The sequence below is a fragment of the Vibrio tarriae genome (genome assembly GCF_002216685.1).
GTDB classification, from domain to species: Bacteria; Pseudomonadota; Gammaproteobacteria; order Enterobacterales; family Vibrionaceae; genus Vibrio; species Vibrio tarriae.
Genome location: NZ_CP022353.1, coordinates 2,352,142 through 2,364,513 on the forward strand (window position 1 = coordinate 2,352,142; position 12,372 = coordinate 2,364,513).

The 12,372-nt window shown below is 50.4% G+C and carries 11 protein-coding genes and 1 pseudogene; 8 read left to right on the forward strand and 4 right to left on the reverse strand.

Annotation, left to right across the window (positions count from 1 at the left end; genetic code table 11):
- The first annotated feature begins 94 nt into the window (after window positions 1–94).
- Window positions 95–991, forward strand: coding sequence for a LysR family transcriptional regulator (locus tag CEQ48_RS16440; protein ID WP_089071971.1), 897 nt, complete (start codon window positions 95–97; stop codon window positions 989–991).
- 66 nt (window positions 992–1,057) lie between these two features.
- Here CEQ48_RS16440 and tkt read toward each other — a convergent pair whose 3' ends face one another.
- Window positions 1,058–3,055 carry a transketolase gene (tkt, locus tag CEQ48_RS16445; RefSeq protein ID WP_198301181.1) on the reverse strand — a complete coding sequence of 666 codons (1,998 nt, stop codon included), beginning with the start codon at window positions 3,053–3,055 and terminating at the stop codon, window positions 1,058–1,060.
- 329 nt (window positions 3,056–3,384) lie between these two features.
- On the opposite strand from tkt, the gene metK reads away from it, so the two are divergent.
- From metK to ruvX, 7 genes are all read left to right on the forward strand, one after another.
- Entirely contained in the window at window positions 3,385–4,542 is a 1,158-nt protein-coding gene (gene metK / locus CEQ48_RS16450) for a methionine adenosyltransferase (protein WP_089071973.1), read from the forward strand.
- Between the two features lie 122 nt (window positions 4,543–4,664).
- The gene (locus tag CEQ48_RS16455; RefSeq protein WP_000251289.1) at window positions 4,665–5,153 is read left to right on the forward strand and encodes a SprT family zinc-dependent metalloprotease; all 489 of its coding nucleotides are present in this window, start codon (window positions 4,665–4,667) and stop codon (window positions 5,151–5,153) included.
- 127 nt (window positions 5,154–5,280) lie between these two features.
- On the forward strand, window positions 5,281–5,976 hold the full coding sequence (xds, locus tag CEQ48_RS16460; protein ID WP_089071974.1) for an extracellular deoxyribonuclease Dns: 696 nt from the start codon (window positions 5,281–5,283) through the stop codon (window positions 5,974–5,976).
- 138 nt (window positions 5,977–6,114) lie between these two features.
- Window positions 6,115–6,846 carry a 16S rRNA (uracil(1498)-N(3))-methyltransferase gene (rsmE, locus tag CEQ48_RS16465; protein WP_089071975.1) on the forward strand — a complete coding sequence of 244 codons (732 nt, stop codon included), beginning with the start codon at window positions 6,115–6,117 and terminating at the stop codon, window positions 6,844–6,846.
- Window positions 6,847–6,859: 13 nt separating this feature from the next.
- Window positions 6,860–7,816 carry a glutathione synthase gene (gene gshB / locus CEQ48_RS16470; RefSeq protein WP_089071976.1) on the forward strand — a complete coding sequence of 319 codons (957 nt, stop codon included), beginning with the start codon at window positions 6,860–6,862 and terminating at the stop codon, window positions 7,814–7,816.
- Window positions 7,817–7,851: 35 nt separating this feature from the next.
- Window positions 7,852–8,415: a YqgE/AlgH family protein gene (locus tag CEQ48_RS16475; protein ID WP_001054771.1), complete on the forward strand. Its 564-nt coding sequence runs from the start codon at window positions 7,852–7,854 to the stop codon at window positions 8,413–8,415.
- Window positions 8,416–8,495: 80 nt separating this feature from the next.
- Window positions 8,496–8,918, forward strand: a complete 423-nt coding sequence (gene ruvX, locus CEQ48_RS16480) for a Holliday junction resolvase RuvX (protein ID WP_000091869.1) — start codon at window positions 8,496–8,498, stop codon at window positions 8,916–8,918.
- 38 nt (window positions 8,919–8,956) lie between these two features.
- Here ruvX and tyrS read toward each other — a convergent pair.
- The 3 genes and pseudogenes from tyrS to CEQ48_RS16500 form a co-directional block, all read right to left on the reverse strand.
- A pseudogene (gene tyrS, locus CEQ48_RS16485) lies at window positions 8,957–10,238 on the reverse strand (tyrosine--tRNA ligase).
- Between the two features lie 108 nt (window positions 10,239–10,346).
- Complete coding sequence (locus CEQ48_RS16490; protein ID WP_198301182.1) at window positions 10,347–11,144, reverse strand: helix-turn-helix transcriptional regulator; 798 nt, start codon at window positions 11,142–11,144, stop codon at window positions 10,347–10,349.
- A 118-nt stretch (window positions 11,145–11,262) separates the two neighbouring features.
- Window positions 11,263–12,369, reverse strand: a complete 1,107-nt coding sequence (locus CEQ48_RS16500) for a PilT/PilU family type 4a pilus ATPase (RefSeq protein WP_055043564.1) — start codon at window positions 12,367–12,369, stop codon at window positions 11,263–11,265.
- Window positions 12,370–12,372: the final 3 nt, after the last annotated feature.

The window sequence follows — 12,372 nt, forward strand, 5'->3', positions numbered from 1 at the left end:
CATATATTCTGTACTGGAGATAGATCGACACATGGAATAGTTCGGTCCAAATATGGAACGTCTGTGGTAATTATTCTTTAAGGGTCAAATACCTATGCAAGATCTCAGCGCCGTAAAAGCTTTCCATGCGCTTTGCCAACATAAGAGCCTGACTGCCGCTGCCAAAGCGCTTGAACAGCCTAAATCCACCCTGAGTCGCCGTTTAGCGCAACTCGAAGAGGACTTGGGACAAAGCTTGTTGATGCGTCAAGGCAACCGCTTAACGCTCACCAAAGCAGGAGAAGTGTTTGCGGTTTACTCGGAGCAGCTACTTGAACTGGCCAATAAAAGTCAGGAAGCGTTGCAAGAATTGAACAATCAAGTCACTGGCGAACTCACGCTGGTGGTACACCCGAATTTGATCCGCGGCTGGCTCAGCCAAGTGTTGGATGAGTTTATGCAGCAGCATTCGACATTGAAGATCCGTCTACTCAGCCAGTTTCAACACAGTGATGAGGTGTTTGAGCCCGATTTGATCATTTGGATTGAACACGCCGCCCCCATGGGTTATCGCAAAGAACGCTTAGGCTATTGGCGCTATGCCGCTTACGCCTCTCCCAAATATTTGGCTCATCGAGATAAACCGACCCATCCTCGTGAGCTGATTCATCACCCATGGATTGATTTTATTGCTTGTCGGCGCGCGGAGCTTGAACTGCACCATCCAGAGTTCGGCAGTTATTCACTGCCAGCACTAGAGAGTCGTTTACAAAGCGATAATCTTGCCATGCAAGCCGATGCGATTGCCAAAGGTCGCGGTATTGGTTTACTCCCGACTTGGTTTGCCAATGGGTTTGAACGTGCCCACCCCGGTAGTGTGATTTCTTGCGTCGATGGTTGGCAATCACAGCCAACAGAAATCAACTGCTTCTATCCGCTTGGCCGTCACCCACTTCGGCTGCGCCTATTTATTGATGCGCTTCGCCAAGCAAGGCCTGATGAGTGGCAATAAAAAATCCCGCCGCAGCGGGATTTTTTATCGTCTATTTTTCTTTGCTTCACAAAGAATGGCTTTCAATTACGCCAGCAGTTCTTTGGCTTGTTTCACTACGTTTTCAGTCGTGAAACCAAACAGCTTGAACAGCTCACCCGCTGGTGCGGATTCGCCGAAGCTGGTCATACCGATGATGCGACCACCAAAGCCGACGTACTTGTACCAGAAGTCGGCAATGCCCGCTTCAATCGCGATACGCTTAGTCACAGCGGCTGGCAGAACGGCTTCACGGTAGGCTGCATCTTGCTTATCAAATGCGTCGGTCGATGGCATAGAGACCACGCGAACCGCTTTGCCTTCGGCGCTCAGTTGCTCGTAAGCGGCAACCGCGAGTTCAACTTCAGAGCCAGTCGCAATCAGAATCAGTTCAGGTTGGCCTGCGCAATCTTTCAGGATGTAACCGCCTTTGGCGATGTTCGCGACTTGCTCAGCACTGCGTGGTTGCTGCGCGAGGTTTTGACGCGAGAAAATCAGCGCAGATGGCGCATCTTTACGCTCAATCGCCAGTTTCCACGCCATCGCTGACTCTACTTGGTCACACGGACGCCATGTGCTCATGTTTGGTGTCATACGCAGAGAAGCGATTTGCTCAACCGGTTGGTGAGTTGGGCCATCTTCACCCAGACCAATCGAGTCGTGCGTGTACACTTGGATGTTTTGCACTTTCATCAGTGCTGCCATACGCATCGCATTACGCGCGTATTCCATAAACATCAGGAAGGTTGCACCGTAAGGGACAAAACCGCCGTGCAGCGCGATACCGTTGATGATGGCGGTCATACCAAACTCACGCACACCGTAGTGGATGTAGTTGCCTGACGCATCTTCTGCTGTAAGAGACTTTGAGCCAGACCACATGGTGAGGTTAGAAGGCGCCAAGTCAGCTGAGCCGCCCATAAATTCTGGTAGCAGTTTGCCGAACGCTTCCAACGCGTTTTGTGATGCTTTACGCGATGCGATGTTGGCAGGGTTGGCTTGCAGATTGGCGATAATCTCGCTGGTGGCTGCTTCCCAATTCGCTGGCAGCTCGCCCGCTACGCGGCGCTTGTATTCAGCAGCTTCGGCTGGGTAAGCTTTCGCGTAAGCCGCGAATTTCTCATCCCAAGCCGCTTCTTTACTTGCACCTGCTTGTTTTGCATCCCACGCTGCATAGATGTCAGCTGGGATTTCAAATGGAGCGTGTTCCCAACCCAAGAATTCACGTGCAGCTTTGACTTCATCGTTGCCCAGAGGCGCACCGTGACAGTCGTGTGAACCCGCTTTGTTTGGTGAGCCGAAACCGATGATGGTTTTGGTACAAATCAGGGTTGGGCGAGAGGTTTCTGCTTTCGCCGCTTCAATCGCAGCGTTAATTGCATCTGCATCGTGGCCATCAACCGCAGGGATCACATGCCAGCCGTAGGCTTCAAAACGTTTTGGTGTGTCGTCTGAGAACCAGCCTTCCACGTGACCGTCGATAGAGATGCCGTTGTCATCCCAGAATGCAATCAGTTTGCCAAGGCCAAGTGTGCCCGCCAGTGAACAGGCTTCGTGCGAGATACCTTCCATCAAACAGCCGTCACCCATGAATACATAAGTGAAGTGATCAACGATGTCGTGACCCGGTTTGTTGAACTGCGCCGCCAGAGCTTTCTCAGCAATCGCCATACCTACGGCATTGGTGATGCCTTGGCCTAGTGGGCCCGTGGTGGTTTCGATGCCCGGTGCGTAACCGTACTCTGGGTGACCCGGTGTTTTTGAGTGCAGTTGACGGAAGTTTTTCAAATCGTCAATCGACAGCTGGTAACCGCTCAGGTGCAGCAGCGAGTAAATCAGCATAGAGCCGTGGCCGTTAGACAGTACGAAACGGTCGCGGTCAGCCCAATTTGGGTTTTGTGGGTTGTGGTTTAAGTGTGAACGCCACAGCACTTCGGCGATATCCGCCATGCCCATTGGGGCTCCCGGGTGGCCAGAGTTAGCTTTTTGAACGCCGTCCATGCTCAGGGCGCGGATAGCATTGGCAAGTTGTTTGCGAGAAGACATGTCGACTCCTAAATGGGAAGTAAGCGAAATGAACAGATGCGGAAAATCAGTGGCGGCTATTGTCGCAAAGCCCCCCTGCTGCTGCAAACGATTTACTGGTGCTTTGCTCCGATTTTGTCACACTTTTTAGCACATTCTCGCTTTGTAGTGGCAAAGCTGACTTTTTTAAGCAAACGTTTGGTTATGGGCTAAACAGAAAAAGAGCTTGTAATTTGAGCGCCCGACACTAGAATAGCCGTCTAGATGTAGAAACGCCTACAAAATGTACGAAATTGATCGGTAGCGCCACTTAATGCCGTTACCGAATAACCACAAATATTGGAGCTATCATGGCGATTAAGCACCTGTTTACTTCAGAATCAGTATCAGAAGGCCATCCAGATAAAATTGCAGACCAGATCTCTGATGCAGTGTTGGACGCGATTCTTGAGCAAGATCCTAAAGCTCGCGTTGCTTGCGAAACTTACGTAAAAACTGGCATGGTGATGGTGGGTGGTGAAATCACTACTTCCGCTTGGGTTGATATCGAAGAGTTAACTCGTCAAACCGTTCGTGAAATTGGTTACGTGCACTCAGACATGGGCTTTGATGCCAACTCTTGTGCGGTACTGAACACCATCGGTAAGCAATCGCCAGACATCAACCAAGGTGTTGATAAAGTCGATCCTAAAGAGCAAGGCGCGGGCGACCAAGGCATCATGTTTGGTTATGCAACTAACGAAACTGAAGTGCTGATGCCAGCACCAATCACCTACGCACATCGTCTGATGCAGCGCCAAGCAGAAGTTCGTAAAAACGGCACGCTGCCATGGTTGCGTCCAGATGCAAAATCTCAGGTGACCTTCCAGTACGACCAAGGCAAGATCGTGGGTATTGATGCCGTGGTTCTGTCTACTCAGCACTGTGACTCTATTTCAACGCCAGATCTGCGTGAAGCGGTGATGGAAGAGATCATCAAGCCAGTTCTGCCAGCAGAATGGTTGAGCAAAGAGACCAAATACTTCATCAACCCAACCGGCCGTTTCGTTATCGGTGGTCCAATGGGTGACTGTGGTCTGACCGGTCGTAAGATCATTGTTGATACCTACGGAGGCGCAGCGCGTCACGGTGGTGGTGCATTCTCAGGTAAGGATCCATCCAAGGTTGACCGTTCAGCGGCTTACGCAGCACGTTATGTTGCGAAAAACATCGTTGCGGCGGGCATGGCCGATCGTTGTGAAATCCAACTCTCTTACGCCATCGGTGTCGCGGATCCAACGTCGATCATGGTGGAAACTTTCGGCACTGAGAAAGTATCACAAGAGATCATCATCGAAGCCGTTCGTCAGTTCTTCGACCTGCGTCCATACGGTCTGCAAGAGATGCTGAACCTGCTGCAACCTATCTACAAGAAAACTGCTGCTTACGGTCACTTCGGCCGCGAAGAGTTCCCTTGGGAAGCCACCGACAAAGCCGCGCTACTGCGTGACTTCGCTGGTCTAAAATAAGCATTGATTTCAAGTCATCGCTGACAAACGGCGAAGATTGCAATACAGTTCAAGGCCCTTTCTCATGAAAGGGCCTTTTTTATGAGTTCGATGATAGGGTTTTTAGAGGTAGAAATTCGCTAATGGTTCGTTTTGATCTGCACTGCCAAGCTGAGCAGAAAATCAAACAGTGTATCGCTACCGCCAGCGAGGCTTTGCAACGCCCCTTTAAACTGCCCAAACTCAATTACCGTTTACGTGGACGCGCTGCCGGCAAGGCCTATTTGCAGCTGTGGGAAATCCGCCTTAATCCCGTGCTGTTTGCCGAAAACGTCGATGACTTCCTCCAGCAAGTGATCCCACACGAAATCGCGCATCTGATTACGTATCAGCTTTATGGCCGAGTACGCCCACACGGCGTCGAATGGCAACAAGTGATGAGCCAAGTCTTTAATCTTGAGCCGAAAACCACTCACACGTTTTCTGTCGCTTCAGTACAGGGCAAAACCTTCCATTACCGCTGTGCGTGCCGTGAATATCCGCTCACCATTCGTCGCCACAATAAAGTGCTGCGTGGTGAAGCCACCTATCGCTGTCAAAGCTGCCAACAAAACTTGATCTACCAAGCCTAACCTTTGATTGGCTGAGGGCACTTCTGTAGGCTTTGCCTTGCTCTCGCCAAAAACTAACAAAAGCATCAACGACAAAGGCAATTTATGAGTGTTAAACTGATAAAAAACCTACTTATCTACGTCTTTTATGATGATTTTTCGTTTCGTTACCACGCTTGCTGCTAGCTTACCTCTGCTCACCTTTGCCGCCCCCATGTCTTTTAGTCATGCCAAAAATGAAGCGGTGAAGATTTATCGTGATCATCCGGTCTCTTTTTACTGCGGCTGCGAGATTCGCTGGCAAGGCAAAAAAGGCATCCCGGATCTGGAGAGTTGCGGCTATCAAGTGCGTAAAAATGAGAATCGCGCTTCGCGGATTGAATGGGAACATGTGGTGCCGGCTTGGCAATTTGGTCATCAGTTGCAATGCTGGCAACAAGGTGGCCGTAAAAACTGCACTCGTACTAGCCCTGAGTTCAATCAAATGGAAGCCGATCTGCACAACCTCACTCCGGCGATTGGCGAAGTGAATGGCGATCGCTCCAACTTCGGTTTCAGTCAGTGGAATGGTGTCGATGGCGTCACCTATGGCCAATGTGAAATGCAAGTGAACTTCAAAGAGCGCACAGCCATGCCGCCAGAACGAGCGCGCGGGGCGATTGCGCGCACTTATCTGTACATGAGTGAGCAGTACGGTTTGCGACTTTCCAAGGCGCAAAACCAATTAATGAAGGCATGGAACAATCAGTATCCGGTCAGCGAATGGGAATGTGTGCGTGACCAACGGATTGAAAACGTGCAAGGCAACTCGAACCGCTTTGTGCGTGAACAATGCCCGAACTGATGGGCAGAATCTCACCCTGCCCCCTTGTATTTTACTGAACTTGCATCCATGTTAGAGGCCAGATATCCCTCTTCCAACTGAAGTTGCCGCTTTACGTTGGAAGACGGTAACCTCGTTTAATGATTAGGAATTATCCGCATGCGCATCCCTCGAATTTATCATCCAGAACCGATCCACCAGCTTGGCACCGTTGCCCTGAGTGAAGATGCCGCAGGGCATATCGGTCGCGTATTGCGTATGCAAGCTGGACAAGAAGTGCTGCTATTCGATGGCTTTGGAGCTGAATTCCCAGCCGTGATCAGTGAAGTTGGCAAAAAACAGGTATTGGTCAATATCACCGAGCGCGTGGAAAACAGTATTGAATCGCCGCTCGATCTGCATCTTGGTCAGGTGATTTCACGCGGCGATAAGATGGAATTCACCATCCAAAAATCGGTGGAATTGGGCGTCACTACCATCACGCCTCTGCTTTCTGAGCGTTGTGGCGTTAAGCTGGATGAAAAACGCTTCGAGAAGAAGATTCAGCAGTGGCAGAAAATTGCGATCAGCGCTTGCGAGCAGTGTGGCCGTAATACCGTGCCAGAAATCCGCCCAATTATGGAGCTCGAAGCTTGGTGCGCAGAGCCCACCGAGGCACTGAAACTCAATTTGCATCCGCGCGCTAAATACTCGATCAACACCTTACCCACCCCAGTGAGCAAAGTTCGTTTGCTGATTGGGCCTGAAGGCGGCTTGTCAGCGGAAGAAATTGATATGACTCGTCGTTACCAGTTTGAAGAAACCTTATTAGGCCCACGCGTACTGCGCACAGAAACGGCGGCGCTCACGGCGATAACTGCACTACAAGTTCGTTTCGGCGATCTTGGCTAAATGGAGATAAACCATGATTAAACTCGGTATTGTGATGGATCCCATCGCTTCCATTAACATCAAAAAAGATTCCAGCTTTGCCATGATGCTTGAAGCGCAGCGTCGCGGTTATGAAATCCATTATATGGAAATGAATGATCTACACTTAGAGCAAGGTGTGGCACTGGCCGATACCAAGGTCGTCGAGCTGAAAGAAGATCCCAACGGTTGGTATGAATTCAAATCCGAGCAAACTATCGCACTTTCTGAATTGGATGCGATTTTAATGCGTAAGGATCCGCCGTTCGACACCGAATACATCTACGCAACGTACATTTTGGAACGCGCGGAAGATGAAGGCGTATTGGTGGTGAACAAACCACAAAGTCTGCGCGATTGTAATGAAAAACTGTTCACCGCTTGGTTCCCAGAGCTGACGCCGATCACCATGGTGACGCGTAAAGCCGAGAAGATTAAAGCCTTCCGTGAGCAGCACGGGGACGTGATCCTAAAACCCCTCGACGGTATGGGCGGCGCTTCGATTTTCCGTGTTAAAGAGGGAGATCCTAACCTCTCAGTGATCATCGAAACCTTAACCAACCACGGCCAGAATTACTGCATGGCGCAGACGTTTGTGCCAGATATCAGCAACGGCGACAAACGCATTTTGGTGGTCGATGGTGAACCTATGCCCTACTGCTTGGCGCGTATTCCCGCCAAAGGAGAAACTCGCGGTAACTTGGCAGCCGGCGGCCGTGGTGAGCCACGCCCACTGAGTGAAACCGATAAGAAAATTGCCCTAGCGGTTGCACCGACCCTAAAAGAGAAAGGGCTACTGTTTGTAGGCTTGGATGTCATTGGCGATAAACTGACCGAAATTAACGTCACCAGCCCAACCTGTATTCGAGAGATTGAAGCTGCGTACGATATTTCAATTACCGGTAAGTTGATGGATGCCATCGAGCGCCGCCTTAAAGCAGGCGCGATGTGAGCACCCACAGCAGTGAAATAGAGGTTGGACACAGTATGAATCTTACCAATCATTTTCTGGTTGCCATGCCGAGCATGAAGGATCCTTACTTCAAGCGCAGCGTGATTTATATCTGCGAGCACAACCAAGATGGTGCGATGGGGTTAATGATCAACGCGCCGATCGATATTACGGTGGGCGGTATGCTCAAGCAGGTCGATATCGAGCCAGCTTACCCACAGTCGCACCAAGAGAGTCTGAAAAAGCCAGTGTTCAATGGTGGTCCGGTGTCGGAAGATCGTGGGTTTATTCTGCATCGTCCGCGCGATCACTACGAATCGAGCATGAAGATGACTGATGACATCGCCGTCACCACCTCGAAGGATATTCTCACTGTACTCGGTACTGAGGCGGAGCCTGAAGGCTATATTGTCGCGCTCGGCTATTCAGGTTGGTCTGCTGGCCAGTTAGAGGTGGAACTCACCGAAAACTCGTGGCTCACCATAGAAGCGGATCCTGAGCTGATTTTTAACACGCCCGTGCATGAAAAATGGCAAAAGGCGATCCAAAAACTCGGCATCTCCCCTGCGCAGCTTTCCAGCGACGCCGGACACGCCTAACCAAATCCAAGGCTGCGATCACGCAGCCTCATTTTTACTGTCATTTTTTATTGAACATTTTTTATTAAAAGAGAAATCGCATGTCACGTACCGTTATGGCCTTTGATTACGGCACCAAAAGCATTGGCAGTGCAATCGGCCAAGAGATCACGGGCACGGCGTCTCCGCTGAAAGCGTTTAAAGCCAATGATGGCATCCCCAATTGGGATGAAATTGAAAAACAGATCAAAGAGTGGCAACCCAATTTATTGATTGTTGGCCTACCCACCGATCTGCACGGCAAAGATCTGGACACCATCACCCCACGCGCCAAGAAATTTGCTCAGCGTTTGCATGGCCGTTTTGGTTTGCCAGTGGAACTGCACGATGAGCGCCTTTCCACCACTGAAGCGCGCGCAGAACTGTTCGCCATGGGCGGTTACAAAGCACTGAGCAAAGGCAATGTTGACTGCCAATCGGCGGTGATCATTCTAGAGAGTTGGTTTGAAAGTCAGTGGGGCTAACCCCACTGCTTTTTCTTGGCCGAGTAGAACCGCTGTGATTACTCAGCAAAACCTTCCAATTTGATCAAAGCAAACTGCTTCTTGCCGCGTTGCAACACGTAGTAGCGATCAAACAGTGCAAAGCCGGATAACACACCTTCTTGTTGTACTCGCTCACCATTGACGCGAATCGCCCCATTCTCCAACCATTCGCGCGCTTGGCGCTTAGAACTGGCTAAACCTGAGCTAAGCAGCAAATCGAGTAAGGAGTCGCTGCGTGATGCCGCCACACAAGGCAAACCATCCAACTCTAACTGAGCCAACTCACTTAAGCTGAGATAGCTGACATCGCCGCTAAACAGCGCTTGAGTAATCCGCTGCGCCGCAGCGAGTCCCTCTTCACCATGCACAAAACGGGTCACCTGTTCCGCCAAAATCTGCTGCGCTTGTGGCTTGCCTGCGCGTAACGCATCGGTTTGACGGATTTCCTCAATCTCAGCGGTACTCAAAAAGGTGTAATACGCCAAGAAACGGTACACATCCGCATCATCACTGTTTAACCAAAACTGGTAGAAACGATACGGCGAGGTTTTGCTGCTCTCAAGCCACACGGCGCCACTTTCAGTTTTACCAAATTTAGTGCCATCGGATTTGGTAATGAGCGGCAGAGTTAAACCACACACCTCAGCCCCATTAAGGCGTCGAGTCAAATCAATTCCGCTGACAATATTGCCCCACTGATCATTGCCACCAATTTGCAGCGCACAGCCAAACTCACGATTGAGATGCGCAAAGTCATAAGATTGCAGCAAAGAGTAACTGAACTCGGTAAAAGAGATGCCTTGATCCGGACGTGCCAAACGCTGCTTTACCGATTCACGATTGATCATGGTATTGACTGAAAAGTGCTTGCCCACATCTCGGAAAAAAATCGATCAGATTGATTTTGCCGATCCAATCAGCATTATTGACAGTCATCAGCGATGCGCAATTCTCGCTCTGCGAGGTCATCAATTGCGTGATTTGCTGGCTTAAATCACTCACCCACTGCTGTACAGTTTGCGCACTATTGAGCACCCGCTCGTTGGCTTTGAAGCTTGGATCGCCAATCATGCCTGTGGCCCCCCCGATAAGCGCTATCGCTTGATGTCCGGCGTTTTGAAAGCGTTTAAGCATCAACAGTGGCACCAAATGACCGATGTGCAAACTGCCTGCAGTGGGGTCAAAACCGCAATACAGCACTTGCGGTGTGGCAAAGCGCTCAACCAGCGCCTCCAGAGGTGTGCTTTGCGCGATCAAACCGCGCTGCTGTAAATCATCAAAAAGTTGCTGTGAATTCATTCTGCCTCCCAAAAGTCTTGGCAAACAGAGTAACCAACTTTAAACCTGAGGAGCGATGTCCCTAAAGGGACAATCTTGGTGATTGATGACCGAAGGAAGAGAGACAGCCTAATCCGCGACTGCGCCAATCAGATGATTGAGAAACAGTTGAAACAGCTCACTTAACGAGCTGACATGCAGCTGCGCATAGATGCGTTTGCGATGATTTTTGACCGTACCATGACTGATCGCCAGTGCATCGGCAATCTCTTGTGAATCTAAACCTTGGATGAGCAGTGCGGTGATCTCCTGCTCTCGCGGGCTTAAACGCTGCGCGCCAAAACTCTGGATCGCCTGTTCAACCCAAATTCGTAACTCTTGGTTTGGTTGCGCACTTTCCGCTAACCGCAGTGGCTGCTGCTGCCAATGCTGCTGACACAAGGCTTGCAACACGGTAAACCGCTGTTGCAACGCGGCAATCTGTTCACGTGGAAAAGAGCGCGGCTTAAAGCAGCCGAGATACACCACAATCGAACGCTCGCCATCGAGATTGACCACCAAACTCACTTCATCTTGCCAACCGGTTTGTGCATAAAACTGGTGTCGATAGGCTTTTTGCTGTGGATTGAGCGGCATTAAATCGGAAAGATGAAACACCCCTGAACGCGTGTTGTGCTGCAAAGCGCTGTAGAAAGGATCATCAAGATAAGCATGTGTCAGATAACGCTGAAACAGCAACTCACGCTGGGTCGAGAGCGAGTCATACAGATAAATCGGATGTTTGTTTGGGCGATAACCCAAAATCACTGCGCAATCAAAATCAGCAATACAACGCAACACAACCACGAGGCGGGAAGTAAATTGCGGCGTCTTTAACGCCGCAATCGCGTCACCTAATGCGAGATATTCTTGAGTCGTGATCGGCATGCGCACTTCACCCATTCAGCCGAGAAAGTGGCAGTATGCCCAATCCAGACTCGAAGCTCTATCCCAAACTCGCTTGAGTTGCAGGGAGTGAAAGCAAAGCGCACAAAGCAACCAACCGCTATTCCATATCAATCTTCACATTTTGCAAAGATCCGCTGCCGTAGTTATCACCACGCTTGGTTTTGAGCATCAAGCGCAGATCGTTAGCCGAATCGGCACTGTGCAGGGCATCTTGCTCGCTGATTTTGTCGTCTACCACTAGTTGATACAAAGCTTGGTCGAAAGTCTGCATGCCGACTTCTTTGGAGCGCGCCATGGTCGCTTTAAGCTCATGCAGTTCGCCGCGGCGAATCAAATCCGCGACTCGTGGGCTATTGAGCAACACTTCAAACACCCCATGTCGCCCTTTGCCGTTTTTATCCCGCAACAGTTGCTGGCCAATCACCCCTTTTAGGTTGAGTGACAGGTCGAGCAAGAACTGCTCACGCTGCTCTTTCGGAACTAAATGCAAAATCCGCTCTAACGCTTGGTTGGCGTTGTTGGCGTGCAGTGTGGCCATACACAAATGCCCCGTTTCCGCGAAGGTCATCGCGTATTGCATGGTTTCTCGGCTGCGAATTTCACCAATCAAAATCATATCCGGTGCTTGGCGCAGCGAGTTTTTCAGCGCCACTTCATAGCTTTCGGTATCGAGCCCCACTTCTCGCTGAGTCACTATGCAGCGCTTGTGTTCATGCACAAACTCAATTGGATCTTCGACCGTCAAAATATGCCCGGTACGGTGCTGGTTACGATAGCCGGTCATTGCCGCCATAGTGGTGGATTTACCCGAACCGGTTGCGCCCACCACCAGCACTAAACCGCGCTTGGCAATCGCCAAATTTTGCAGCACTTCAGGCAATTTCAACTCTTCAAAGGTGGGAATGCGCGTTTCAATCCGGCGGATCACCGCGCCCGGCAATTCACGCTGGAAAAACGCACTGACCCGAAAACGGCCACTGTCACGCACCACAGCAAAGTTCGCTTCGCGCGTCTGCTTAAATTCTGCTTGCCTTGCGTCATCCATCATCGCATGCAGTAAGGCCGTCACCTCTGTCAAACTGAGTACTTCACCTTGTGCGCGCAGTTCACCATCGACTCGATATAAAATCGGCGCACCCACTGTGATGTACAGATCCGATGCCTTATGAGTCAGCATGCCGTCCAGATATTGATTCAACTCCATCTA

What these genes read in the sequence shown, in the direction of transcription:
- rsmE (WP_089071975.1), top strand. Translation starts at nt 6,115, where the DNA reads ATGCGCATCCCTCGAATTTATCATCCAGAACCGATCCACCAGCTTGGC.
- metK (WP_089071973.1), top strand. Translation starts at nt 3,385, where the DNA reads ATGGCGATTAAGCACCTGTTTACTTCAGAATCAGTATCAGAAGGCCAT.
- gshB (WP_089071976.1), top strand. Translation starts at nt 6,860, where the DNA reads ATGATTAAACTCGGTATTGTGATGGATCCCATCGCTTCCATTAACATC.
- CEQ48_RS16490 (WP_198301182.1), bottom strand. Translation starts at nt 11,144, where the DNA reads ATGCCGATCACGACTCAAGAATATCTCGCATTAGGTGACGCGATTGCG.
- CEQ48_RS16475 (WP_001054771.1), top strand. Translation starts at nt 7,852, where the DNA reads ATGAATCTTACCAATCATTTTCTGGTTGCCATGCCGAGCATGAAGGAT.
- CEQ48_RS16500 (WP_055043564.1), bottom strand. Translation starts at nt 12,369, where the DNA reads ATGGAGTTGAATCAATATCTGGACGGCATGCTGACTCATAAGGCATCG.
- CEQ48_RS16440 (WP_089071971.1), top strand. Translation starts at nt 95, where the DNA reads ATGCAAGATCTCAGCGCCGTAAAAGCTTTCCATGCGCTTTGCCAACAT.
- CEQ48_RS16455 (WP_000251289.1), top strand. Translation starts at nt 4,665, where the DNA reads ATGGTTCGTTTTGATCTGCACTGCCAAGCTGAGCAGAAAATCAAACAG.
- ruvX (WP_000091869.1), top strand. Translation starts at nt 8,496, where the DNA reads ATGTCACGTACCGTTATGGCCTTTGATTACGGCACCAAAAGCATTGGC.
- tkt (WP_198301181.1), bottom strand. Translation starts at nt 3,055, where the DNA reads ATGTCTTCTCGCAAACAACTTGCCAATGCTATCCGCGCCCTGAGCATG.
- xds (WP_089071974.1), top strand. Translation starts at nt 5,281, where the DNA reads ATGATGATTTTTCGTTTCGTTACCACGCTTGCTGCTAGCTTACCTCTG.